The sequence below is a fragment of the Alteromonas infernus genome (assembly GCF_902705815.1).
Genome location: NZ_CACSIG010000054.1, coordinates 255,070 through 280,713 on the forward strand (window position 1 = coordinate 255,070; position 25,644 = coordinate 280,713).

The 25,644-nt window shown below is 43.8% G+C and carries 25 protein-coding genes and 1 tRNA gene; 17 read left to right on the forward strand and 9 right to left on the reverse strand.

The features are described from left to right. Positions 1 to 4: 4 nt before the first annotated feature. Entirely contained in the window at positions 5 to 1,510 is a 1,506-nt protein-coding gene (pepA, locus tag ACX5J7_RS13765; RefSeq protein ID WP_020744189.1) for a leucyl aminopeptidase, read from the reverse strand. Positions 1,511 to 1,773: 263 nt separating this feature from the next. Between pepA and lptF the strand changes: the two genes are divergently transcribed. Continuing rightward, positions 1,774 to 2,874 carry an LPS export ABC transporter permease LptF gene (gene lptF / locus ACX5J7_RS13770; RefSeq protein WP_498707335.1) on the forward strand — a complete coding sequence of 367 codons (1,101 nt, stop codon included), beginning with the start codon at positions 1,774 to 1,776 and terminating at the stop codon, positions 2,872 to 2,874. Beyond that, positions 2,875 to 3,936, forward strand: a complete 1,062-nt coding sequence (gene lptG / locus ACX5J7_RS13775; RefSeq protein WP_015067931.1) for an LPS export ABC transporter permease LptG — start codon at positions 2,875 to 2,877, stop codon at positions 3,934 to 3,936. It abuts the gene before it with no gap. A 110-nt stretch (positions 3,937 to 4,046) separates the two neighbouring features. Here the strand turns inward: lptG and ACX5J7_RS13780 are convergent, their stop codons facing one another. Beyond that, on the reverse strand, positions 4,047 to 4,631 hold the full coding sequence (locus ACX5J7_RS13780; protein ID WP_012519637.1) for an RDD family protein: 585 nt from the start codon (positions 4,629 to 4,631) through the stop codon (positions 4,047 to 4,049). Between the two features lie 201 nt (positions 4,632 to 4,832). On the opposite strand from ACX5J7_RS13780, the gene ACX5J7_RS13785 reads away from it, so the two are divergent. The 13 genes from ACX5J7_RS13785 (at position 4,833) to ACX5J7_RS13845 (ending at position 17,637) form a co-directional block, all read left to right on the forward strand. Further along, positions 4,833 to 6,893, forward strand: coding sequence for a TonB-dependent receptor (locus ACX5J7_RS13785; RefSeq protein WP_015067932.1), 2,061 nt, complete (start codon positions 4,833 to 4,835; stop codon positions 6,891 to 6,893). Between the two features lie 169 nt (positions 6,894 to 7,062). Continuing rightward, a complete protein-coding gene (locus tag ACX5J7_RS13790; protein WP_015067933.1) occupies positions 7,063 to 7,596 on the forward strand; it encodes a sigma-70 family RNA polymerase sigma factor in 534 nt (177 codons plus the stop codon). After that, positions 7,593 to 8,327: an anti-sigma factor gene (locus ACX5J7_RS13795; protein WP_015067934.1), complete on the forward strand. Its 735-nt coding sequence runs from the start codon at positions 7,593 to 7,595 to the stop codon at positions 8,325 to 8,327. Before ACX5J7_RS13790 ends, ACX5J7_RS13795 begins: the two co-directional genes overlap by 4 nt. A gap of 162 nt (positions 8,328 to 8,489) precedes the next feature. Beyond that, a complete protein-coding gene (locus ACX5J7_RS13800) occupies positions 8,490 to 10,082 on the forward strand; it encodes a DUF4331 domain-containing protein (protein ID WP_015067935.1) in 1,593 nt (530 codons plus the stop codon). Positions 10,083 to 10,093: 11 nt separating this feature from the next. Then, positions 10,094 to 10,660 (forward strand): Ig-like domain-containing protein, encoded by a 567-nt coding sequence (locus tag ACX5J7_RS13805; RefSeq protein WP_015067936.1) that lies wholly within the window; start codon positions 10,094 to 10,096, stop codon positions 10,658 to 10,660. A gap of 97 nt (positions 10,661 to 10,757) precedes the next feature. After that, positions 10,758 to 11,063 carry a hypothetical protein gene (locus tag ACX5J7_RS13810; RefSeq protein WP_498707336.1) on the forward strand — a complete coding sequence of 102 codons (306 nt, stop codon included), beginning with the start codon at positions 10,758 to 10,760 and terminating at the stop codon, positions 11,061 to 11,063. 87 nt (positions 11,064 to 11,150) lie between these two features. Next, positions 11,151 to 11,822 carry a hypothetical protein gene (locus tag ACX5J7_RS13815; protein WP_498707337.1) on the forward strand — a complete coding sequence of 224 codons (672 nt, stop codon included), beginning with the start codon at positions 11,151 to 11,153 and terminating at the stop codon, positions 11,820 to 11,822. Beyond that, positions 11,815 to 12,948 carry a HupE/UreJ family protein gene (locus ACX5J7_RS13820; RefSeq protein WP_015067938.1) on the forward strand — a complete coding sequence of 378 codons (1,134 nt, stop codon included), beginning with the start codon at positions 11,815 to 11,817 and terminating at the stop codon, positions 12,946 to 12,948. Before ACX5J7_RS13815 ends, ACX5J7_RS13820 begins: the two co-directional genes overlap by 8 nt. A 152-nt stretch (positions 12,949 to 13,100) precedes the next feature. Continuing rightward, a tRNA-Leu gene (locus ACX5J7_RS13825) sits at positions 13,101 to 13,187 on the forward strand. A gap of 203 nt (positions 13,188 to 13,390) precedes the next feature. After that, complete coding sequence (locus ACX5J7_RS13830) at positions 13,391 to 14,917, forward strand: ParB/RepB/Spo0J family partition protein (protein ID WP_197538205.1); 1,527 nt, start codon at positions 13,391 to 13,393, stop codon at positions 14,915 to 14,917. Next, positions 14,917 to 15,804, forward strand: a complete 888-nt coding sequence (locus ACX5J7_RS13835) for a DNA adenine methylase (protein ID WP_015067940.1) — start codon at positions 14,917 to 14,919, stop codon at positions 15,802 to 15,804. The genes ACX5J7_RS13830 and ACX5J7_RS13835 overlap by 1 nt, the downstream gene beginning before the upstream one ends. A gap of 312 nt (positions 15,805 to 16,116) precedes the next feature. After that, positions 16,117 to 16,875, forward strand: coding sequence for a DUF2034 domain-containing protein (locus tag ACX5J7_RS13840; RefSeq protein ID WP_015067941.1), 759 nt, complete (start codon positions 16,117 to 16,119; stop codon positions 16,873 to 16,875). Between the two features lie 12 nt (positions 16,876 to 16,887). Then, a complete protein-coding gene (locus tag ACX5J7_RS13845) occupies positions 16,888 to 17,637 on the forward strand; it encodes an NYN domain-containing protein (protein WP_015067942.1) in 750 nt (249 codons plus the stop codon). Positions 17,638 to 17,642: 5 nt separating this feature from the next. Here ACX5J7_RS13845 and ACX5J7_RS13850 read toward each other — a convergent pair whose 3' ends face one another. The 7 genes from ACX5J7_RS13850 to ACX5J7_RS13880 all read right to left on the reverse strand — a co-directional run bounded on the left by ACX5J7_RS13850 (position 17,643) and on the right by ACX5J7_RS13880 (position 23,792). Beyond that, the gene (locus ACX5J7_RS13850; protein ID WP_015067943.1) at positions 17,643 to 17,951 is read right to left on the reverse strand and encodes an RNase H1/viroplasmin domain-containing protein; all 309 of its coding nucleotides are present in this window, start codon (positions 17,949 to 17,951) and stop codon (positions 17,643 to 17,645) included. A 65-nt stretch (positions 17,952 to 18,016) separates the two neighbouring features. Then, complete coding sequence (locus ACX5J7_RS13855; protein WP_041703528.1) at positions 18,017 to 18,427, reverse strand: DUF2787 family protein; 411 nt, start codon at positions 18,425 to 18,427, stop codon at positions 18,017 to 18,019. A 202-nt stretch (positions 18,428 to 18,629) separates the two neighbouring features. Then, positions 18,630 to 19,073 carry a DUF6641 family protein gene (locus tag ACX5J7_RS13860; RefSeq protein ID WP_015067945.1) on the reverse strand — a complete coding sequence of 148 codons (444 nt, stop codon included), beginning with the start codon at positions 19,071 to 19,073 and terminating at the stop codon, positions 18,630 to 18,632. Between the two features lie 18 nt (positions 19,074 to 19,091). Beyond that, the gene (locus ACX5J7_RS13865) at positions 19,092 to 21,125 is read right to left on the reverse strand and encodes an AAA family ATPase (RefSeq protein ID WP_015067946.1); all 2,034 of its coding nucleotides are present in this window, start codon (positions 21,123 to 21,125) and stop codon (positions 19,092 to 19,094) included. 7 nt (positions 21,126 to 21,132) lie between these two features. Further along, positions 21,133 to 22,029, reverse strand: coding sequence for a tyrosine-type recombinase/integrase (locus tag ACX5J7_RS13870; protein WP_015067947.1), 897 nt, complete (start codon positions 22,027 to 22,029; stop codon positions 21,133 to 21,135). Positions 22,030 to 22,189: 160 nt separating this feature from the next. Then, positions 22,190 to 23,206: a hypothetical protein gene (locus tag ACX5J7_RS13875; RefSeq protein ID WP_015067948.1), complete on the reverse strand. Its 1,017-nt coding sequence runs from the start codon at positions 23,204 to 23,206 to the stop codon at positions 22,190 to 22,192. A 1-nt stretch (position 23,207) separates the two neighbouring features. After that, a complete protein-coding gene (locus ACX5J7_RS13880) occupies positions 23,208 to 23,792 on the reverse strand; it encodes a hypothetical protein (RefSeq protein WP_015067949.1) in 585 nt (194 codons plus the stop codon). A 698-nt stretch (positions 23,793 to 24,490) separates the two neighbouring features. Between ACX5J7_RS13880 and ACX5J7_RS13885 the strand changes: the two genes are divergently transcribed. Both ACX5J7_RS13885 and ACX5J7_RS13890 read left to right on the forward strand, forming a co-directional pair. Further along, positions 24,491 to 24,751, forward strand: a complete 261-nt coding sequence (locus ACX5J7_RS13885) for a helix-turn-helix domain-containing protein (protein WP_498707338.1) — start codon at positions 24,491 to 24,493, stop codon at positions 24,749 to 24,751. A gap of 148 nt (positions 24,752 to 24,899) precedes the next feature. Next, complete coding sequence (locus tag ACX5J7_RS13890; protein ID WP_498707339.1) at positions 24,900 to 25,559, forward strand: ImmA/IrrE family metallo-endopeptidase; 660 nt, start codon at positions 24,900 to 24,902, stop codon at positions 25,557 to 25,559. Positions 25,560 to 25,644: the final 85 nt, after the last annotated feature.

Genomic DNA, 25,644 nt, shown 5'->3' on the forward strand with positions numbered 1-25,644 from the left:
ATGATTAATCCTCTAACTTGATATCAGCGCGGTTCATTAAGAACTGAGACAGCATAGGCACTGGACGGCCTGTAGCGCCTTTGTTCTTACCACTGCGCCATGCCGTACCGGCAATATCAAGGTGCGCCCAGTTATACTTCTTAGTGAAGCGCGACAAGTAGCAACCGGCAGTGATTGAGCCCGCTGGGCGGCCACCTAAGTTGGTCATGTCGGCAAACGGGCTTTCAAGCTGCTCTTGATAGTCGTCCCATAGCGGTAAACGCCATGCGCGATCTGAGCTTTGCTCTGATGCATTAAGTAGCTCGTGAGCAAGCGGATTGTGCGTGCTCATCACGGCTGTTGCATGGTGACCAAGAGCAATAATGGCCGCGCCAGTTAGTGTGGCTACGTCAATCACTAGCTCTGGGTCGAAGCGCTCTACGTAGGTTAGCGCATCGCACAATACCAAACGACCTTCCGCATCAGTGTTTAGCACTTCAACGGTTTGACCCGACATGGTAGTTAGAATGTCACCCGGACGGTACGCTTTGCCATCTGGCATGTTTTCACAGCCTGCTAATACACCAATAACGTTAATTGGCAGGTTAAGCGCCGCGATAGTGTGCATAGTACCTAGCACGCCTGCCGCCCCCCCCATGTCGTACTTCATTTCATCCATGGCTTCGCCAGGCTTTATTGAAATACCGCCCGAATCAAACGTAAGGCCTTTACCTACAAGTACAATTGGCGCTTGATCAGCGGGACCACCGCGATGATGCATAATACTCATCATGCTTTCGTTGTCTGAACCACGGCCAACAGCTAAATACGCTTGCATACCAAGCTCAGCCATTTGGGTTTCGTCCACCACTTCAGCGGTTACGCTGTCGTATTGGCTAGCCAGCTCTTGCGCTTGCTGCCACAGGTACGCAGGGTTACAGATATTTGGCGGCATGTTCGCCACGTCTTTGGTTACTTTGGCACCACGAGCAACGGCCAGGCCATGCTCAACGGCACGTTCACCCACGGTAAGTTCGCGGCGAGTAGGCACGTTAAATACAATTTTACGCAGCGGGCGACGTGGTTCACCTTTTTTCGTTTTAAGCTGCATAAAGGTGTAAAGCGTGTCTTCAGTTGCTTCTACCGCTTGGCGCACTTTCCAATAGGTATCGCGACCTTTAACGTGAAGCTCGGTTAAGAAGCACACCGCTTCCATTGACCCTGTTTCGTTCAAAGTTTGGATAGTTTTCGCGATAATGTTTTTGTACTGGCGCTCGTCTAATTCGCGCTCTTTACCACAACCGACTAAAAGCACGCGTTCGCTGAGTACGTTTGGTACATTGTGTAGCAACAACATTTGGCCCGCTTTACCTTCTAAGTCGCCGCGGCGCAACAAGTTGCTGATATAACCTTCACTGATTTCGTCTAGTTGTTCTGCCACTGCCGTAAGGCGGCGCGGCTCAAAGACGCCCACAACAATACATGCACTGCGTTGCTTTTCTGGACTGCCACTTTTTACACTAAACTCCACGATATCACCTCGCTTTTCGTCGTTTATAGTTTGCACGATGACTAAAAAATCACGTAACGTTTCGCGCTGCTTTATGTTTTAATACGCAGCATAACTTTTTAGTTCGCTGCAATTTACGCTAACACCTATAGAATATAGGTTAAATTTGCGTCAAAACACCATGCAAACGGTTTATGATTGCAGGCAAAACTTGTAAAAACGGTAAGTTTAAACAAAATTGTGCTTTCTTTCACTAAAATTCCTAATTTTCCGGAAGGGCTGAGATGCTGATATTCCGCTATTTACTTAAGGAAACGCTGAAATCTCAGTTAGCGATTTTCTTTATCCTAATGGCCATTTTTGTCACCCTAAGGTTTGTGCGCGTTTTAGGCGACGCATCAGACGGTGATATCCCTGCTGGCCTAGTACTTGGATTCCTAGGCTTATACGCCCCTATTCTCTCATCATTGGTACTGCCCATCAGCGCTTATTTGGGGATTATGTTGGCGCACGGTAGGCTGTACGTAGACAGTGAAATGACCGTGATGCGCGCCTGTGGCATTAGCGAATGGTATGTCACGCGAGTGATGCTGTTTCTGTCGCTACTTATTATGATTGTGACCGGCGCTATTACCCTGTACTTCGCGCCACTGGCTGCCGAGAACGAATATCAACTGCGCGAAAAAGCCCGTAACGAAGCGGGTATCTCCGCTCTTATGCCGGGTCGCTTCCAGCAAACGGGTAACGAAAAAGCGGTTATCTTTGTCCACGATGTAGACAAGAACGACAAGCTTCAACGGGTGTTTCTATCGCAAAACCAAACCAGCGATAGCGAAGGTGATGTGCGCGTAGTTTACGCCCAAACCGGCGAAGTGGCGAGCAACCCCGATGGCACCCGAAACCTTGTTTTGAAGCAAGGCGTGCAGTACGAAGGTATACAGTCTGAAAAGGCCTACCGCAAAGTTGAATTTGATGAATACCAAATTCAAATTGCCGATAAGCCTGCTGATGAAACCCGTCGTAAGGTAAGCGTGCTGCCCACCAGCGAACTGTGGGAAGACGACAGTATTGAAGCCAGAGCAGAGCTTCAATGGCGAATTGCTATTCCGCTTTCGATTCCATTTTTGATACTTATTGCAGTACCACTTAGCGCCGTCGACCCTCGACAAGGGCGATTTGGCAAGATGTTCCCCGCCATTTTGTTGTACCTAGGCTATTTCTTACTGTTATTGGCCAGCAGACGTGTATTGGAAGACGGAAAGATGCCGCCCCAACTAGGACTGTGGTGGGTACATACCATTATGTTGATTATAGGCATTACGCTTATCGTGCGAGATAGAAAAACTGGCACGCAGTTACGCGCATGGATATTGGGGAAAAAATAAATGTTTAAGATCCTCGATTTATACATCGCTCGAACGTTATTAGGTACGATCACTGTCACGCTAAGCGTACTTATTGGCTTAAGCGCGTTAATCAAGTTCGTTGAACAGCTGCGTAAAATTGGTGAAGGCGATTACGACATGCTCGCCGCCTTTATCTACGTGTTATTAAGCCTTCCGCGAGACCTAGAACAATTCTTTCCCATGGCGACGTTGCTTGGCGGTCTTATTGGCATGGGCGTCTTGGCCAGCAATAGCGAACTGGTTGTAATGCAGGCTGCGGGCATGAGCCGCTGGAACATCATTAACTCGGCCATGAAGTCTACCCTTGTCATGATTTTAGCGGTCATGGCGGTGGGCGAATGGGTCACGCCGTTCAGCGAGACCAAAGCTAAGCAACTACGGACTGAAGCGATTTCTGGGGGCAGTTTATTTTCATCTGACAAGCTTGTTTGGGCCAAAGATGGCGATAGGTTTGTAAGCATCGGTCAGGTTATCAGCCAAGATTCCCTTAAAGACGTGAGCATTTTTAACTTTAATTCAGACCTGTCACTACAAAGCATTACCTATGCAAAAAACAGCACATATGATGGCGATGGCTGGTGGTTAAGCAACGTAGAAGTCACGCAGTTTACGGAAACGCAAGTCTCGGTTGATTACACCGACCGTATGCGCTGGAACTCTACGCTAACCCCAGATAAGCTAGGTATTGTAGCGGTTAAACCCGAGGCCTTATCCATTACTGGCCTGCTTGATTATGTTAATTACTTAGACAATAACGACCAAGACCCGTCTCGCTATGAATTGGCACTATGGCGAAAAATATTTCAGCCTATTTCAGTGGGCGTGATGTTGTTGATGGCGCTTTCGTTTATCTTCGGGCCGTTACGCAGTGTAACTATGGGAGCGCGCGTGATCATGGGCGTACTCACAGGCTTTGGTTTCTTTATTCTAAACGAGGTTTTCGGCCCAGTAAGTTTGGTTTACCAATTGCCGCCCTTCCTTGGCGCATTGCTACCAAGCCTGCTGTTTGCTGCTGTCGCCGGTGTGATGCTTAGACGTTGATAAAGCTATCGGCGCTCGGCTAGTTAAACGGTCAAGTCCTATAAAAAGAGGCATGTTGACGCCTCTTTTTTTATGACTTTTTAGCATCCTTTAATGCTTACAATGCGTTATCACCAGCTCTTATGGTCGTTCGCTTCTTTAGTCAGCTTCAACACTTCTGTTTGTGCCAAGCGGTCTTGCAGCGATTGCTTGTTCTTGTAATCAAACAAAACAAGCAAAGTCCCTAAGCCGCCCAACGACGCAACAAGGCGTATGAACAAACGTGGCCAGGACATTGGCTCTTCTACGGTGCTGTAAATACGTAAACGCCATGCACGCATGCCCAGCGTTTGCCCGCCTCTTCGCCAAAACCACAAGAAGAAACCCGCTATCCATAAACCTACCCAGGTCTGAATAAGCAGTTTATAGCCTGAAGAAGCTTGAATTAAGTCGGCAGGTTCAGCATAACCTTGCAGATCAAGCGCACCATTTTTCAACATAACAACCAAGGTTATTATCATCACCATAGCCGCACACATTCCAACAGCTGTGGCCACTAGCGTATCGTAAATCATTGCCAATAAGCGTCTAACGAATCCAGCTCGCTGAAGCGCCGAGCTATCCGATCCCGCGCTGTTTGTGCTTAACTCATCCTTACTCTTTGGGCGGTTAGATGAGGAGGAGTTCTTCTTAGCTTTTTTATCGTGACGCGCCACAGGTTTCTCTTTACTTCAATAAATGACAATGCGTATTTTGACACAAGCCGCAGATAGCTTAAACAATATAAATGACACTTACTGGCTTTTAATAAAGTTGCAACTACCCGGTTTGCCCCAAGAAAATTTACTGCTTTTTGCATCTAAGTGTCATTGTTAAGCGTTATTACAATTACAAATGGATGACGGAAGTAGATTGCGGTGACGAATATAACTCTAGTAAAAACACTTATAGCAAGTTCAATTGCATTTAGCATTTCCCCTGCATTGGCACTAGATGACCTAGAAGGCGATATTGAGCACATCAGAGTGCGTGGTGATGCTTCCATTAAGGACGGAGAGTTTATTTCCGCTTCACAGGGATGGGTTTCAGGCGATACGCTTATCGAACGGCCAATGCTTCGCGCTGGTGAGATACTTGAGTTTATACCCGGCATGATGGTGACTCAGCACAGCGGTTCGGGAAAGGCCAATCAGTATTTCCTTCGCGGGTTTAATCTCGATCACGGAACCGACTTTACCGTAAGCGTAGACGGTATGCCTGTGAATATGCGAAGCCACGGTCACGGGCAGGGTTATAGCGACCTAAACTTCATCATTCCAGAATTTATAGACAACCTTAGCTACTTTAAAGGCACGTATTACGCCAACATTGGTGACTTTTCCAGCGCTGGCGGAGCGTTCTTCAACTTGCGAGACTCTCTTGAACAGAACCAGCTCTTTTTAGGCTTAGGTGAATATGGGTTCAAGCGCGCCGTTGCTTTGAATCAGTTTAACGCTGGTGAGAGTCGCGTTGTTACTGCTCTAGAGTATCAAAGCTATGATGGCCCTTGGACTGACATTGATGAAGATGTAAAAAAGAAAAACGCACATATCCGTTATATTACGCCCTTGCTAGACGGCCAACTCACAGTAACAGGAATGGCTTACGACAACAGCTGGAATGGCGCTGACCAAGTTCCTGAGCGCGCTATTCAAAGCGGCTTAATAGACCGGCTTGGCTCTATCGACAGTCAAGTTGGCGGTGAATCCTCTCGCTATAGTTTATCTGCAAACTATACCAGCGACACGTGGAACGCCTCGTTTTATGCTATCGATACCGACCTCAGCCTTTTTTCAAACTTCACTTACTTTTTAGATAACCCTGCTCTAGGCGATCAATTTGAGCAAGCTGACGACAGACAAATTTATGGTGGCGAACTATTTACCACCCTCCCCCTCGCTATTACCGAAGGCAGTAGCCTGACATTAGGCGGCCAGTGGCGTTTTGATGATATTGATAACGTAGGCTTGTACCGCACGCAAAACCTTCAGCGTTTTGGCACGATTCGAGAAGATGCCATAGAAAGCAACAGCTATGCGTTATTTGCTCAGTCAAACATTGTATTAAGTGATGCACTTAGTCTGTCATTAGGTGGTCGTTATGACTACTTAGATGTAAACGTCAATAGCGATGTAAACGCAAACAGCGGTAGTGCTGACGATGGTATTTTTACGTTAAAAGCAGGCCTAAAATACTTGTTGTCTGAACAGCTCACCGCGTTTGCCAATATCGGTCAGGGCTACCACTCAAACGACGCTCGGGGTGCGACTATTACCGTAGATCCGGTAAGTGGGGATGCAACCGAACCTTCACCGCTATTAGTAAAGTCTCTTGGTTATGAAGCCGGAGTCAATTTTACCGATAACAAAACTTATAACGTATCAGCTGCATTGTGGCGACTAGAACTAGACAGTGAGCTGGTTTACGTCGGCGACGCAGGTTTTACCGAGGCGAGCCGCCCATCGGAAAGACACGGCATTGAAGTAAGTGCCTACTATTGGATTAGTCACCATGTTACAACTGATATTGAAGCCGCATGGACAAAAGCAAGGTTTAGCGACAGCGCAGAAGGCGAAGGCCGCCATATTGACGGTACAGTTCCGGGCGTTGTGAGCGCGGGCCTGACGTATTTTCAAAACAGCAACCAGCTTGGGTTTAGCTATACGCTGCGAGGTCGTTATTTAAGTTCTCGCACGGTGGAAAGCTTCGATGAAATTTCCCCGCCATCAACGTTTTTAATGAATGCACAAATCGCTTATCGTCAGCCTGAGTGGGACCTAACTTTAGAAGTGCTGAATGCCTTAGACAGTGACGACCATGACATCGACTACTTTTACGCATCAAGGTTGCCAGGCGAGCCAGACGAAGGCGTGGAAGATTTGCATTACCACCCTGTCGAACCAAGAAATGTTCGACTTACTTTTTCCCTGAAATACTAACCAGGCAATAGTATTCAATAGCCATAGCGGTGCTGGCACTCTCGAGTACCGTTATTTTTTATGTGATTGTTCAAAAAGAGTGCTAGTTTAAATACTTAGAGGCAAATATCTGTGTTAACAGCACGTCTCTTTGTGAAGACAGCCATAACAATAAAAGGTAGGAGCAACGATGGAACATGAAACTTTGTTTCCTTTGCTGTGTAAAACGGCAGAAGGCGACAAAAAAGCGTTCGCAGAGCTTTATAAGATAACCAGTCCGCAGCTTTATGCGGTTGCTTTAAAGCTGTTGAAGCGACCCGAGCTTGCCGATGAGGCCACACAAGATGCCTATATTAAAATCTGGCATAACGCAGGAAATTACCAGCGTGGAAAAGGCACAGTACTTACGTGGATGGTAAGCATTGCTCGCTATCGCGCACTGGATTTAATTCGCTATCACAATGTGAGAAACGAAGTTGAGCTTAACGATGACGCGCCATCGGGCGTTGAAACCACTCAAGCTGTTAAGCTAGGTGCTGAACAAGCAAAATTAGCGACCTGTTTAGATGAACTTGAGGGCCCCCAACGACAAGCTATTCACTTGGCTTACGTGAATGGCATGTCACATCAAGAAGTGGTGAATCACTTAGCATCACCACTTGGTACAATTAAAAGCTGGATAAGACGAGGCTTGCAAAGTTTGCAGAGGTGCCTATCACTATGAATTATTTGAAAGAAGAACGACTTAATGCACTAGCAGCGGAATACGTTGTTGGTACCCTGAGAGGTAAAGCGCGCACACGCTATCAAAAGTTGATGATGCAATACCAAGCGGTGAGCGATGCTACAGCACAGTGGGAGCAATATTTAACCGGCTTTGCAGAAACCCTTCCTCCGGTTACACCACCTGCCAATGTATGGGAGAGCATTCAAATAAAGCTTGGACATAAAGCGGCTAACGACGCTGGTATCGCTACTGGTGTAAATACGCCGAGTGATTCGGGTCAGGTGCTCGACTTTGAGAAAGAAAAACAAAAACGCTGGAAAAATCTATCGTTTCTTTCTACCGCTGCCGCATTGGTGTTGGCAGTATTGCTTTTTGTTATGCAGCCTATACCTGCACCAGAGGTATCGCATATTGCCGTGGTCAACAATGCGGACAATACGCCTTTGTGGGTGATAGAGGTCTCTGACGAAACTATGAACGTAAAAGTGACAGACGCCTTTGTTGCACTTGCAGATAAAGATTATGAACTGTGGATGGTGCCAGCAAACGGTGAAGCCCCAATTTCGCTAGGCCTTATGCCTGAAGCTAATGGTGATACAAGAGTGACACCAGATATATTGCTTAGCCAAAGCATTGCAGCACTGGCCGTTAGCCTAGAGGCGCCAGGTGGCTCGGTAACGGGAGCTCCTACAGAAGTGCTTTATATCGCGCCTATTGTTTCAGTATAATTTTCAAGAAAAATCTTACACTTATAAAGGCCACGCAATGTGGCCTTTCTTGCTTTTAACCTTTTATAAAAACTTTTCTCTATTTTTTTAAACATTTTTGCATCCAATCTAAAACCTCGGTCGTTTGGTCTTTTGAACTCATAAAAAACAGAGAGACCCAACATGATTCAATTCAAACGCAAAACTTTGTCTGTAGCCGTCGCTGTGACTTGTGCTGCCATTACCGCTGGTGCTATGGCTTCTAGTCACAGAGAAGCGCCTAATATTACGCGCCACCCAGCACTGGACAGCACTGACTTCTATGCTTTTAATAGCTACGAAGAAGGCCGTGAAGGTTACGTAACCTTCATCGCAAATTATATTCCACTACAAGATGCCTACGGCGGCCCTAACTATTTTGCTATGGACCCTAACGCACATTACGCCATCCATATAGATAGCGACGGTGATGCGGTTGAAGATATCAGCTTTGTTTTTAACTTTAACAATACGCTTGCTGCTGACAATGAAGGTATTGCGCTACCGGTTGGCCCAGAAGGCGAGCAAAAAATGGTGAAAGTACCGCTTAAAAACGTAGGGAGTATTAGCGCTGATGATTCAAGCGCTGCAAATTTCTCTGAAATGTATAGCCTGACGATGGTTAGTGGCGATACGCAAACAGGCACACGCACCACGTTAACGCCAGCTATGGGCGATATGTTTAAAAAGCCGCTAGATTATATCGGTAACAAAACCTTCACGAGCGAAGCTGAATACGCCCGCTATGCCGAGAGCTTTATTTATTCATTCAACATTCCAGGTTGTGACGACATGGCTAAGGTGTTTGTTGGACAACGTAAAGACCCCTTCGTAGTTAACTTGGGTAAAACATTCGACCTTGTGAACTATGTACCTGCTGAAGGTGACAGCTCGCCTGGTGCTGGTGATGGCGAAGGGTTCCCGGGCGGTATTACACAAAGCCCGATGAACGATGATTTGGGTGACAAAAACGTGACCGCGCTTTCTATTGAAGTGCCCTCAGCGTGTGTAACTGGTGAAGGCAATGGCGTTATCGGCAGCTGGACAACAGCAAGCTTACCACAAGCGCGCATACTTAACCCAGATGCCACCTTTGAAAAGCCTGAAACGAATGGCGGTGCCATGACGCAAGTGTCTCGTTTAGGTAACCCACTGGTTAACGAACTCGTTATTGGCATTGGCGATAAAGACAAGTTCTCTACATCTCACCCAAGTGCTGACGGTCAGTTTGCTGATTATGTCACTCACCCTTCACTACCTGAATTGCTAAACATTCTATTTAAAGATGCGGTGAATACTACGTTAGGTACTGATATCGAAACCCTTGCTCCCACTAACTTCCCGCGTATGGACTTAGTTACTGCGTTTTTAACGGGCTTCCCGGGTGTGAACCAGCAAGCTACCGTAACCGCGTCTGAAATGCTTCGTCTAAATACAGGTATTCCAGCAACGCCCGCTGAATCACAGTCTACATTTGGTGTAGCCGGTGATGACTTGGCTGGCTTCCCTAACGGTCGTCGTCCAGGTGATGACGTGGTAGATATCGCACTTCGCGTAGTGATGGGCCGCTTATGCTACCCCATTCCGGTTGCAGGTGAAGATACAGACCTAGGGCTTTGTGCCCCCGAAGATGCAAGTGTAGGTAACGTACCTTTCACTGATGGCGCACCTGTGGATGCAAGTATGATTGACAATTCATTCCCGTACCTTAAAACACCGCTTGCGGGTTCTGAATAGGGAGTACCATTATGCCCATTACAACGAGTTTTTTGAAAAATAGTGCTGGTCAACGCCATTCAGTTAACCAAAGACACACACATCGATTGTGGATAGTTTCATCTTTGGTTCTTGCACTATCAGGCTGCTTTGATAGCGACGATGATGACGACTATCAAGCACCTGAAGAGAATGTAGCACCAGTAGCCGTTGATGAAATGTTGACGACTCAGGCTGATATTGCTTTTGACGGAACCTTAACGGCGACGGATGAAGACGGCGACCCGCTAACGTTTGGCTTAGGAGAAAATGGCAGCTTAGGCAACGCCGAAGTGAATGCTGACGGTAGCTTTACGTACACGCCTAATGCTCAGGTAACAGGTAGCGACAGCTTTACCTTTACCGTTTCTGATGGTGTAAACCCTGAGGTTACAGCTACAGTTTCTGTAACTATAGAAGCACAGCAAGTGTCGTTCTCAAGCTATACCCGAGACGCCTTTAACCAAGCGCCGACCGATGAACCTTTACCGATAAACGGCAGAGAGTTCACCCAAGATGCTGACGATTCTACATTCGATGACTTGTTGATTGATCAATAACAAGTACCGAATGCGTGGCATTCGCTAGCGGGTTACCAATAGCGAAGAACCCGTGTCAACCGTGAAGCCAGGGACGGCTTTTTTAAGGGAAACATTAATGAAGTTTATTAACACGTTTACTTTACGCTTTCTTATTGCTGGCTTAGGGCTCGTTTTACCGTCTGCAGGAAGTTACGCTAGCTCGCAAGATGAAGCCATGAGCTACGACACCGTTATTGCCACTTGGCAGCCGCGACATGAATCGATTGCGCACTTAAATGAAGCTGAAAAAATACTTACCTCAAGCCGATACTTAACGGCGGGTGGAGATGAAAGAGAACGCGTGACGCGTTTTACAAATAGGCTACGCAACAATTTCGATACATTGAACGCAGGCCAAAAAGAGCGCCTTATTATTCTATAAGCCCGGCTTCTTCAAGGTGTACACAAGTTTGAGCAAGCCAAACAACACTTATCTCAAATAACACATTATCGCTCTCCTGCCGCGCAGTTGCTGCTGGCAGACATTAATATTCAACAGGGCAATACCGAACAAGCAAAGCACTATTGCGAACAGCTAGTGGGTCAAACCAGTTTTTTAATTGCCTTTACCTGCATGGTAAATGCCGATTTCTCGGAAAATAAAGACGCGAAGTTGCTCGAAAAACTCAACGCTTTCGAGACATACACAAGCGCAGCTAGACCTGATGAAAAACAGTGGTTTTATGAAGTACTGGCAGACATGTCACTTCAACTCGGTAACGCCGAAGAGGCCATTCGCTACCTAAATCAAACGGCGTTTAACGCCCTCCCAATCAGCGCATTACTGGTTTGGGCTGAAGCTCATTTTAAGCTAGGCGAGTTTGACACCATTACGAACACTTTAGCGGCAGCAGTTTCTGATATATCAACGGTGGATGATGGTTTACTTTTAAAGTGGGCTAAGGCAGAACGTGCTCAAGGCATTACGTCTTCAAACGTGCAATCTCGCTTAGCGAAAAATATGGAAATACGCGTATGGCGCGAAGATAGTTCCCATGCTGCACAGGTCGCCACCTACTTCTTAGAGGTGCAACCTAACTACGCACTCGCCTTAAAATTTGCCAAGCTTAACTGGGAATACGCACAAACAAACAACGACAAACAATTGCTTGAACGCGCCCAAAAGGCAGTGGATGCCTAATCCAACCAACTATTTCAGTGACCGAACCATGATTAGACTTATCGCATTTTTCATTCTTACCGCTCTCAGTTTTCAAACGGTTTCTCATGAGTTAAGTAACGGTTACTTAACGCTTAAAAGCGTGTCTGAAAATACATTTTCAGGGGAGCTTTTGTTAAAGCCTGAAGACATCGGCCGTGTTGCAGGCTTAGACGTTAATAATGACGGGAGTTTGACATGGGGCGAGGTCAACAGAAACCATAATCTGGCAAGTCGCTATATTCAGAATAACGTCAAGGTAAGCAATAGTGGCACTTACTGCGCCATAAACGTTTCATCGCCAAGCATGCGAGATATATCTGCCGAGTCGCTTCTGGTATATCCATTAGAAGTGAGTTGTGCGTATTTAGAAGAGGTGAGCGTACAGTACACGGGTATCGTTACAGACTTCCCGACCCACAAGTTGCTCACCTCCATAACCATAAACGATCAATCCTTCGTGTATGTGCTTGACAGTGAGCGCGCAGCCATTACTGTTTCAGCCCAAGACAGCGTCTGGGTCTCTCAGTTTGGTGAAATGGTGTATCAAGGTATCTGGCATATTTTCATAGGGCTCGATCACATTCTCTTTTTAGTCGCTACACTGCTGACCGTAAACCTTTACAGAAAAAATAAGCGCTGGGTGAAAGAACAGAGCAAAAAGCTCATTTTTAAGAATACCGTAATTTTAGTAAGCACATTTACGCTGGCGCATTCAATCACCTTAACCGCTACGGCTCTTGACGTTATAACCCTTGATAGCCGTATTGTTGAACTAGGGATAGCTATTTCCGTCGCAATTACCGCACTAAACAATGTATACCCTATGATCATGCGGGTAGGCTTTATAACCTTTGGGTTTGGCCTGCTACATGGTATGGGCTTTGCCAGCGTATTTGGTGATTTAAATGCCCAAGCGGGGAGTTTAGTGATGAACGTGCTGGCCTTTAACTTAGGGGTTGAAATTGGTCAACTTGCCATTGTTGCTATACTTTTACCACTACTGTTAGCACTTCGAAGTGTGAAGGTTTACGCCAAAGCGATAATGCCAATTGCATCATCTATCATTGCCGTGATTGCACTTAATTGGACATTGCAAAGATGGTAAAAGTGAATATAACACCGAACATTCAGTAAATAGCCAAGACAATATGCGGTATTGAACAATCTTTCGGCACTTAACGATAAAAACCATAAAAAGTAGTTGTATAGGCGCGCCGCATCGCTATAATGCCAAGCATTGATAGCATATCTATCTACGCCAGAGTGATGAAATTGGTAGACATGACGGATTCAAAATCCGTTGCTAGAAATAGCGTGCCGGTTCAAGTCCGGCCTCTGGTACCATTCTTAGAATTTTTTGCAAAGCTATCTGCTTGATTAAACCGACCTTTGAGTCGGTTTTTTTGTATTCAATATTTCATTTGCCTTCATAGACACATATACCATTTTATTTGTCTTTTATGGACTAAGGTTGTTCTAATGTTATATTGAACGATATAGATGTAGTGTTTTTCGCTTATAGGATAAGTGCAAATATGGAAGTTGCGATGAATAAATATGAATGGCTTGAAAAAAGAACCCCAAGAAGTGTCGATAACTTAAGATTGTGGGATGGAAATCCTCGGTTGGTTCCAGAGGAAAACCATATCCACATTGCAGATTTTGTCTCCGACTTACTTTCTGACCCTTCAGAAAAAACTAACTTTTTCAATTTAATCGATTCAATTTCGACTGACGGCTTTATACCTGCTGATCCAGTTGTTGTATGGCAAGAGCCTTCTAACGAAAAGTATTATGTTGCAGAAGGTAATCGAAGAGTTCTTGCACTTAAGTTATTGCGCCACCCAGATAAAGCACCGAAGTCCATTCGCTCTTACATTAGAAAGAAAGCATTTAGCGTTAATAGAGATGATATCGAAAAAATCAGAGTTTGTGTGGCTCCATCCTATGAAGATTGCGAGTGGTACATAAACCAAAGGCATGCTGGTAGCTCTTTGCAAAAGTCTTGGTCACGATTGCAGCAGCAACGTTGGATTGCTGGACTGTATGATAAGTATAAAGGTGACCTTGAAAAAGTTATTGCAATTACAAAATTTTCCAAAGGTGAACTAGATCATACTCTCAGGATATTGCAAATCAGAGATCTAGCTCTTCAACCGGCGATATTTGATAACCTTGATGAATCAGAGAAAGAGAATGTGAAATCTCATCGTATACCTATGACTATTTTAGAGCGTTGGTTTTTTAATAGTAAGTTACGTGAAGCATGGGGTATTCAGATTGAATCAGAAAAGGTAGTGATAGCTTCGGACAAAGCGTCATTTTTTAATGCCTATTTACATTGGTTGAAATATGTAATTAGAAGGGATGATCCTGACGTCGAAGTAAAAATTAATACAAGAACAATTGATAGTAACTTTGACGGCATATTGTCTGCTCTCCCAGCGGTTGTTGGTAAAAATAGCGGAAATCAGGAAGAAATTTCGTCAAGTCAGAACTATGATAATGCAACTAACAATAGGGAAAGCGCGAATGAAGATGGTAATTCAAGTTCTAACCAGAATATAGAAAGCCTTGAAACAGAAAATAGTGAGCAGAAACCATCTCAAAGTAAGAATCCTGATCGCCTGAACCTAGTTATCCCAGAGTGTAATCTCAGTACAGGAAATTATAAGTTGAATGCACTTTTTGGGGAGTTAAAAAGGGTGCCAATGGAACGATATAAAAATTGCTTGGCAGCTTCACTAAGAGTTTTCCTTGATTTGTCAGTAGCAGAATATATTGTGAGTGAAAATATTGGAACGGCTATGGCACAGCGGTACAAAAGAGATTTACAGGAAATTATGCTACGCCATAGGCTAGAGTATATAAAGCAAAATAGGCTTACAGCCAAGTCTCAGGCACATAAGGTTGTTGAAAAATTACTAAACCCAGCTAATGACTTTAGTTTGGATACCTTAAATTCTTACGTTCATGGCAGCAGTGTTGTACATGTTGATAGGCGCTTTTTAAATAGGTTCTGGGATTTTCTGTTTCCTCTTTTGTCTAAATTAGTAGATTTAAAGGAATCTTAATGGCCCTATCTTATTCTCCTTTAAGGTACCCTGGAGGAAAATCTAAGCTTTCAGCATATATATTGGAAACAATGAAGCAGAATGACTTGGTTGGTGGTACTTATGTTGAGCCTTTTGCGGGAGGTGCTGCAATAGCTTGGTATTTGCTTTTAGAAGAGCACGTAGAGCAAGTGTATATAAATGATCTGAATCCTTCTATTTACGCTTTTTGGTATAGTGTTCTTAACAGGTGCGATGAGCTATGTGAATTGATTGAGATGGTATCAGTAACAATAGACGAATGGCATAAACAAAAAGCAATACAAACTGACACCAGCGCGACTCTTCTAGAAAGAGGTTTTTCTACATTCTTTTTAAATCGTACAAACCGTTCGGGAATAATTAAAGCAGGAGTAATTGGCGGTCTATCACAAACCGGAAATTATAAAATTGACTGTAGATTTAACAAAAGTAAACTTTTAGAACAGATCCAAAAAATTTCTAAATATCGAGATTCTATATTCCTGACTAATTATGATGCAGCTGAATTTATTGATGAAGTATTACCAAGAATCGAAAATAAATGCCTCGTTAATATAGACCCCCCATACTATGTGAAAGGGAAAGGTTTATATCAGAATTTTTTTGAGCACGACGATCATTTCAGATTGTACGAAAGCGTTAAGAACATATCACACCCCTGGATCGTTACCTACGACGATACTCCAGAAATAAATGATATTTACAGTGAATTCTCACCAAAACCATTTGGCTTGACTTATACCGCTCAAGAGAAGAGGAAAGGCACTGAGGTAATAATACATGCCCCCCACCTTAAAACATCTAACCTAAAGCCAGATGTGACCTTTAAAGAACTTGAACGAATAAAGAAAAGTCGAATGTCATGAGCTGACATGAACAATTCCTTTAATGTCAGCTCAGCTTCTAAGTATCAAAAGATCTCACTGGCGACACAAAAGTTCTCCGATAGCCCGGACGAATCTTGATCTAGCAAGTAAGTACTGATAAATACCCCAGTTCATTTTAAATCTCTTTGCTACAAACCCAGCTGAATCAGAAGAAGAGTTGTTCAGTTGTAATTTCACAATGGTGTTCAACCTTAGTCTAACTAGCAATGGATACTTTCACACAAAGATTCATACCCTTTCATTTTTAACTATAGAGTACACTTTAGGTAATTAAAACAAGGATGTTTGTGAATGCCAAGAAACAAAACCACCTTTATTGACATGCTGGTAGAGTTACCATGGTGGGTATCTGTACTCGTATCTGCTACGGCCTATATAATGATGGCCTATGTGTTGCCATCCATTCAAACCGATAACCAAATCACCGCCATGGTGTTGAAAGCTTTTGTGATCCCTGCCCCTTATATAGCTGGCATGACATTGCTCGCCGCCCCTTTTGCATTTTTGAATGCTCGTCGTAAAGCCAAACAACTGGATACCCAGCGTAATATCCAAACCGTGCGTGATTTGCACTGGCGTAACTTTGAAGAGTTGGTGGCCGAAGCCTATCGCAGGCTAGGTTATCGGGTAGCAGAAGGCGGTTATGGTGCCGATGGCGGTATTGACTTAGAACTTCGAAAGGATGGTCAGCTTACCTTAGTGCAATGCAAACAATGGAAAACGCAAAAAGTTAGCGTGAATGTGGTGAGGGAAATGTTTGGAGTGCTAACTGCGCATCATGCTAACCACTTTATCATCATCAGTTCTGGCACCTTCACCCAACAGGCTATCGACTTTTCGGCTGGCAAACCTATCGAGCTGATTGATGGTTCAAAACTATTGGCACTGGTAAACGATGTGCAGGTTTCACCTCAGGTAACTATTGAAAAACCCAAGACGTGTCCAAAATGTTCTGGTGAGTTAATAGAAAGAACGGCGAAACGTGGCCCTAATGCCGGTAATACGTTTTTGGGGTGTTCCAGCTTTCCGAAATGCCGTTACACAGAATAAGTAAGGATAGAGATGAAAGACCTGGATGTTCATAAGAAAGTGGCCGTACTGATTGATGCCGATAATGCTCAGTTAGCCAAGCTATCGCCCATATTGGATGAGATATCAGCGCACGGGCATGTACTCATAAAAAGGGCCTACGGTGATTGGTCGGCCGACACCTTGAAGAACTGGAAGAAGCTACTTAATGAACTGGCGATCCAGCCTATTCAACAGTTTGCCTATACCACCGGTAAGAACTCCACCGATGCATCGATGATTATTGATGCCATGGACTTACTATATTCCGACCGCATTGATGCTTTTGCATTGGTTTCCAGTGATAGCGACTTTACCAAGCTAGCCTCTAGGTTACGTGAATCGGAAAAGTTTGTGTTTGGCGTAGGAGAGAAGAAAACTCCGGTATCGTTTCGTAACGCCTGTGATGACTTTATCTTCACCGAGAACTTAAGTGCTGAGCAGGTATCAAATAGTGATACACCAAAGGCAGATAACGCGATATCCACCATTGGTGCAGAAGAACTGATCCCTGTTTTATTTAAAGCATGGGAGCTGTATCAGAATGATGATGGTTGGGTTAACGTTGGTCCGGCGGGAAGCTTCTTGAAACGCACAAAACCGGATTTCGATCCTCGTACTTATGGTTCAGCCAAAGTAACTGGCGTGGTTGCTGGCCTATCAGCCATATTCGAAATGACTAAGTTGAAAGGTAAAGGGGCGACAAATGGAATCTTCTATCGCCCCAAGATTGCAACGTCCTAATCAATTTACCAAGGCGGCAGATCATCTATTTTTAAAGCTTGTCGCCTTTTTACCGTTGTGCGTTTCGGTGATGTATCCTTTAAGTCGATTTTAGTTGTTTGGCGAACGCCTGTGCCGTTTTGATAATGATTAAACATTTCGCGAGCCTCTTCTAAACTGTCAAAACCTTTATAATCATTCCCCGAAAACTGACGTACTTGCTCTTCAGTTTCCTTCCAAGATAAATATACCCCGGGGTTACGACCTATAAATACAACACAAGCCGCTCGTCTGGAATTGCCTACTCGATTAATAACACCTAAGCCTCTGGCCATTTTAATCTCCTGTAAACAATGGCGTTAATTATTAATTACGCTTTACAGTTTTTGACTTGGCCGGTTTAGTCGCTGGAGATTTGAATAAAAAAAACCTTTAAAACTTGCCAGTAATGCAGAAAATTACCTTCCCATATCTGATACATATCGGTTGCCTGTTCGATAGGAAAAACACCGAAAAGGTTTTGAAATACGCCAGCCTGAAAATCAAAGTCGAGGTCTTTTGCTAACTCTGCATATGCGCCACTCCCTACGTAAGCGAAGTCTGTGATGTAGCACAGATGCCAAGCATTATTTAGCCGTTCCAGTCTAATCTCGACAGGATGAAAACCTCCGTTCTCAGCCGAGTAAGTCGGGTCACGAAAGTTGATAGTCACACTATCACCCGAAATACCCTTTTCGTTGAGCATAAGCGTTATTGCCTTAGTAAACTTGTGAGTAACAGGCAAAGCTAACCCTTCGCGGAGAATGCGCATAATTTGGTTCCTTGATGTTAATTTGAAATAGGTTGGCTTTTTGTCGGAGCCAGTCGCGTAAAAAGCTAATTTAGTTGTATAGGCAGCGTTAAGTTGCTTGTAGAAACAAAGCGTGATGGTTTGCCATTTAGCCTTTGACTGCTGAACCACGGAAAGAGAAAGGGCGATACTGATTATCACCCTTTCAGCGGTTCTGCCTTTATTAGCTTTTAGCCCCTGTTTTTTTAGGAACAGCTGGTTTGAGTAGAGCGCTATCAAGCTCACCTTTTTCAATCGCCTGTATAACGGTATCGATAATCTCAGGTAGCTTGGCTTTATCGCCAACATATATCGCAGGTTTACCTTTTTGAATCTCAATAGGTTTATTACCTACTTTAATTTCAAGATAGTAGTATTCGTCGCTATCGTAATACCACGGTCGAACAGTGGTGAGTCTGCGCTGAATGGTGATTTCACCTGTTTCAGGGTTCTTAACTTTCTTTTCCTTAAACGCCTCAAAACGTTTGTTGTCGATAAGGCATTGCGCCATCTCTTTTTGTTGCTCTAGTCTCTCAATAAGCTTTAAACGCTTACCGATAACGGGAGGCTTAGGCTCAATTTTAGGGCGAGCGATGACCTTGAGCGAACTCAATACGGATGTAGACATAGTGTTTACCTCTATGGGTTAGTGAGGGCGAATAAAGCCCGGTTGGGGTTTTGCTTGCTTACGTTGGTTTTCATCTGCCAACAAGTTGATGGCAAAATCTCTAATTGATACGTTAGGGCGAAACTTGGTGCGGCGCGCCAAGATGGCAAAGTCACCTGGAGTAAGGTATTTCAGTTGAAGTAGCGTTTCACTCTCTGGCTCGCTTAGCCTTTTAACTCTTGTTATTTGTTTATACAGCTCCAGTACTTGCACTGAGGTTAAGTACTGACAATCAAGCTTGAAGTCGAAACGACGTAACACCGCTTTATCTAGTTTGGTGACAAAGTTTGTAGCGGCAAATAAAGGTTGAGTGAAACACTCTATTTGCGTTAGAAACTCATTAACGAACTGAAGCTCATGTTGAGCACTTAGCCCTTCACGAGCACTAAGTAAGCTGTCAACTTCATCAAGAAGGATAACCTGCTCCTCTGCGTGTGCGCGTTGGAAGAGTTCGGCAATTTTCTGTTCGCTTTCACCCACCCATTTACTTAATACGTCCGAGCATTTAACCCGCAAGAGCTTTCTATTGTTTAACTCAGCAAGATAATGCGCATAGGCGGTTTTACCTGTACCTGGCGGACCTGAAATTAACGTTCGACTAGGTAGGTTGTGTTTCAGCGCATAAGTAATATCATCAAGGTAGGCTCGTGGTTGTTTGATATTAAGGTAGCTTACTTTAAATGGGATTTCGCCTTTGTAGTTAAGCTTGTCTTGCCATTGCTCTGTCGCGCGGAGAGAGTACTCAACGACATCGTTTACCACTGCTTCTGCATCGCCGCTCTTTGCTTTAACTGTGTGCGCAATGTGAGTAGCATTTGCCACTATCGCAGGCGTGATATTCTCTACCTGACTGATTTGCTTTCGAGCAGCAAGAGACACACCTAACCCGCGATAGTAAAAGCGCGTAACGCTTTCTATTTCTTCAGGTTTCAATGACGGTACATCAATGGCGAGCTTGAACCTTCTGATAAAGCTGGCTTCAAGGCTCTGCACATAATTGGTTATCCAAATGCAAGGGATATCGTTGTACTCGATAAAACGCTGTAGGTGCTCTTTACTGTATTGGCTATCAACATTTTCAAATAAGCCCTCACACTCGTCGACTAACAAAATAGCGTTAGATTTGTTAGTGAGTAATGAGTTGAGCAAAGAAAGATAACGAAGCCTGTCCTTGTTAGGAAAACGACTGTTAAATTCATCATCGGCATAGTTGCTAGCTAGTGCCGTAGAGCGGATTTCATAGAGCGTTCTGCCACAACTTTTCGCTAAAGCGCGAGATAATTCCGTTTTGCCGGTTCCAGAGTCACCGTACAGCAATACACTTGTACCCACGCTTCTGGCTTGCGTAGCAGCATTTAAGTATCGCGTTAAAAGCTCTGTATTTACATGCGGAAAATCCTTGAGCCCAAATACAGCGTTAGGAGACGGGTGAAGCAGCGGCTCGACCAGCATTTCTCTGGAAGTTATTTTTTCAGTAAGTAACTTACGAATAAGTACCTTCGGCATTTCACCAAAATCATACGATGAAAAATCCACATCCGGTAAGAAACCATATTGATTCAATCGCGCTGTAACATGAGTAAACTGCTCGTCATTAACACCTGTAATGTCTTTAATAATTTCATTCAGAGACAAATGGTTAGCCTGTAAATGCACGGATGAAGCTAACGCCCTTAACCACTGATTTACTTGTGAGAGCAAGGCGAACTGAACAAGCAAATCGGTTTGTTTCGGTAAATCCATTAGGTTTCTGATGAAGCTACAGTTGTCTAGAAACGTTTTGGTAACCTTAGGCTGCCTATCACTAATAGTTAAGCATGCTTTATAGTTAACGCTTTCATTTCTGTCTTTGAAAAACGGTACGCTTGAAACACTGCTCCCGCGCAGATTAGATGCTAGGCTTTTACTGAGTACATCGGTATCAACTGATGGCAAGTATCGAAGTAACCGCTTGCCCCACTCACACGCAAGATAATGCAGCTCACCAGACTTTCTTAATACTTTATGAGACATATAGACCTCACAATTTGTAGGAAAGTAAAGAGGCAGCTTGTTGCATGACCTTTTCACTGCGTTTGTCATACATGATCGTAGTACTGATATCTGCATGCCCAGCCATCTGTCGAACGGTATTTAAATCGACATTCTGCTCGAGTAAACGTGTGATGAAAATACGCCGAAGGTCATGTGGTGACACGCCCTCTATGCCAATGGCGGACAAAGATTTACGAATTAGTGAATAAACAGCACATGAAGACAAGTGAGTATCATGTTGAATACTCCCACCTCTCGCTACTCTATGGAACAAATAACCTTTGTGTTTACCACGTAGCACTATCCATTCGTTTAGCGCGTCATGCGTCCACTCCGGTAAGTGAACGGTACGGCTCTTATTCCCCTTCCCTTTTCTCACGATAAGCGCCGAGCCTGCTACATAGTCTTGAAGTAATAGCGCAACTAGCTCACTTCGTCGTAGCCCCGTTCCTAGAAGTGTTGCCAATACAGCATAATTGCGGATACCGAGTACGGACGTATTTTGCTTCAAATGTGCGAATAGCGTTTGAACCTGCTTAACCGAAAGCGGCTTACCGTCATGCGCGCCGTGGCTCACTTTGCTGATAGCACGGAGCTGAACTAATTGCATTTCAGGCGCCATACCTGACATAACGGCAACGCCTACAATACTGCGTATTGCTGTCATTGCTCTGTTTATAGACCGTGCTGACCAGCCATTAGCAATAAGCAATGCTTTGATATGACTAGCTTGCTGAAAGTCTATCTTGTGGTACATCATCTCACGCTTTTTTTCGGGCCAACGTAGCAAATCGGCGATACTATTTAGCTGTGAAGCAATAGAGCGCTGACTATTAGGCGCAAGTCGACCTAAATACAGCGCATAGGGGCATGCTGCATTCATAAAATGCTCCGATATTTAGTTTAAAAGTATTGAAATAGAATGGGATTGCTGTGAAAAGCTGAATATATGATAGCGAGGCTTTGTGAGAGGTTATACGGCTGTTTTGTACCAGTGTAGTGAAGCTAAGGTACGCAGGCACCTTAGCTTTTAAAGTTTACTGTTATTGCTTCAAGAAGGTTTCAACGAACTCCTTTTGGGTACATCGCCCCCTCTTACTAACCCACTTACGAAAAGGGCTGCAAAAGTGCTTGAGGTACTTGATAGAGGGTCCATAATCCCAGCTGTATTCCCCGGAATGAATATCTATTCGATGACGAGCCATCAACCTTCTCAGCTTTCTCCGCTCATTATCACTTTGCTGAGCAGCAATAACTTGATGAGCACCTAAGTTCTTAATACAGTTTAGTAATCTGAAGTCTAACTGAGTCGATGTAAATAACTTATCGAGGTCGTAGATAAACAAATTGTCGAGAGCTATATGCTTATCAACTAGTGAAATCAGCTCCTCCCAACAGGTTGCATTCTTCAGTTTTACTTTCTTCTCGATGCGGGTGCAAGGCTTGTTTAGACTGGGTGCACTCGGTCTGCCAGACCTCAAGAGTTTTTCGTTTCGGCTGTACGCTGTGACTCTAACTGTGGACCGCAAACTTCCGATACCTACTCCTGTTAGTGATCCATTTTCAACATAAAACGCACTTTTTTTGCTTCCGCGTAGCTCAACGCCAATTGACCCAAGCGGGCGAAAGAAATCAGTCGCTAGATGAAACATTGATATACTGAACAAGGGAGTAAAGCCTTGCCTCTTATTACATTTTCGGGTGAGATATTTAAACCAGAAACGAGCAACGTCATAGTGATATCTGGTTAGCGGAAAACCTTTCAACTGAATTAGAAGCTTTTCATCGATAGAGTATCTGTAACCAGTGCTTATAACTAAACAAGGTGTTTCAGTGTTTATCTTTCCATATTGAAATTCTTTGCACAGCGGCAGAATTACACTCTGCTGGTAACTTCTAGAGCGCTTCATGATGGCGTATGGTGAACAATGGTTCTTGAACGAAAGCTTTTCCACACATTTGAACAAAGATTGCTCAAATTGGGCCAAGTTTTCATTTGATAGCCCGGTCACTAAGATGTTTAGGGCGTCTATGTCTACATTGATTGTATTTCCGCGCATATTAAAGTTCCTCCTCTGATTCTTCCAGTTCTATGAGGCAATTCTCGAGGTCTTCAATTAGCGCTTGCACTAGCTCTTCGTCGTCAATTAGCGTAAATATTATTTTTGCAATTGCTTTTTCATCTTTGACCGTTAGCGCTTCTTTCAACCGAGAGAAGTCAACATCCTTAGTTGGCCCACTTTTGGGGGCATCAACAGTTTCGCTAATACATTGTTCAACAAATTTCTTTGTGACGCTTTCCGGTGAGGGCTTAGATTTTATTTTCAGATTTTCACAGACCTTACGCCATACTCGATACCTTACATCAACATGAAGTTTGCGCATTGCTAGTAGTGATGAATTGGAATACTTACCAACAGGTAGAGATAAGCTTAAAGCTATCTCACCTGCTTTTGCGTGTTCAAACAGCATTGAGTAACTTATACTCGGAAAGGTTTCAGTACAGAAACTCTTGAAGTTTGGGAAGCCAATAACACTATAAGCCTGATTGATGTAAAGGGTTGTAACACTTTCTGCAAAATCGCAGTGTGAATCATTTATAAGATCGATTAGATCGTAAATTTTATCTTCATTTAATAAACTCATTTTAATCTCCGTAACAAATTGACTGACTATCAGCGACACGAAATTGCCGCTCACGGAGGAATTAGAAAAAACGACAGCGATCTGCATAAAAAATAAATAAAAAAGCAGAACAATTAGGAATAACAACCAACTCAAGTAATATAAGGTTATTAATCATACCCTTACACCATTATTTAGAAGTAAATCCTGAGCTCAGGATTAGTAAGCACCCTTATAAATTTGAATTACACAACTACGAATTAATGATAATCGACAAAAAGTGACCTAGAACATCAATTCCATTATCAAAATGTGCTCTATTAAGCACGCTGCACAGTCATATTAAGATTATTGTGGTTTATCACTCATAACGAAGCATTGGCTTGATTTACTTCTTTTAGGACAAAGTGATGTACCAAAGTATCTTAACTCTGATGCTCTGCCGTGCATGAACAGCCTTGCCTGGAATAGCAATTTTCTTTACTGGGGCACCACAGAAAGTCATATAAGGTATTAATTGGCCAAGTTAGATATATCTTTTCTCTTTAATTCAAATAGCGATAAAAACCGATGGTGATAAGCCATAGACTCGTAGGTCTCATTAGAGGAATTAGCACAAGTCCACTAATTGCGGCCTAGTTAAAACATCGACATCAACTCACCCATGGTTTATAATTTAGTGGAAATAATAAAATTTATAAACCACTTGGAGATTGACTATGTTTTCAGAACGTTTGATGCGAGCACGTAAAGCTGCAGGTATGTCTATGAACGCTCTGGGCATTGCAATTGGTGTATCTGCTAATGCTATTAAGAAATACGAACATGGCGAAGCAATGCCGTCATCAGGGAAGCTTTATAAACTCGCAAAGACTTTAGGAGTCCGCTCAGAATACTTTTTTCGACCAACAAAAGTGGAGTTGGGACATGTTGAGTACGAAAACGTTCTAATACCCCACAGAAAACTCTCGACCGTATAAATGGCGATGTTCTAGATCAAGCTGAATTATGGACTGAATTGCTAGACCTTTTCCAGATTCTGTCCGTCCGATAAGTAAATTTACTCTACCAGGTAATTTACCCGAGACAGTTGATTCTGAAGAAGCAATTGAATCTATTGCTGAACAAATGCGGAAAGAGTGGCAGTTAGGTCTTAACCCTATTCCTGATATGATCGATTGCCTTGAATCTCGAGGCATTATGGTTATCTGTACCGACGTCAATATAGGTAATAAGTTTGATGGATTAGCCGGACAGATCAACGAGTCACCAGTTATTGTTGTATCAACAACACAGCCTGGAGATCGACAGCGGTTTACACTAGCTCATGAGCTAGGTCATTTAGTATTGCACGGTCGGTTACCTGATACTATTGACGAAGAGAAAGCATGCAACCACTTTGCAGGTGCCTTTTTACTACCTTTGATAGCAATCAAACAACACCTTGGCACATATCGGCAGGCTCTTGAGCCGCGTGAGCTATTTATGCTTAAGCAAGAGTTTGGCATTAGTATGATGGGCATTTTGGTTCGTGCGGGTCAGGCAAACGTAATTTCATCATCTTTGCAAAAGCAATATTACATGAAATTCAATAAGCTCAAGTGGCGTACACGGGAACCAGGCACCGCCTACCCTCAAGAAACAACATTTCTTTACAAACAGCTCGTCTATCGAGCGTTAGCGGAAGATTACATCACAGAATCAAAAGCTGCTGAATTTTTAAAAATGCCACTTTCAGCATTCCACAAAGAACGTAAGCTAGGAATGGCTGATGCAATTACTAATTAGTGACGCAAACATCCTAATTGATATGGAAGAAGGGGAACTGTGACGTGGTCAACCAAAATCACACAACCCAGTTAAGCCGCTTTTT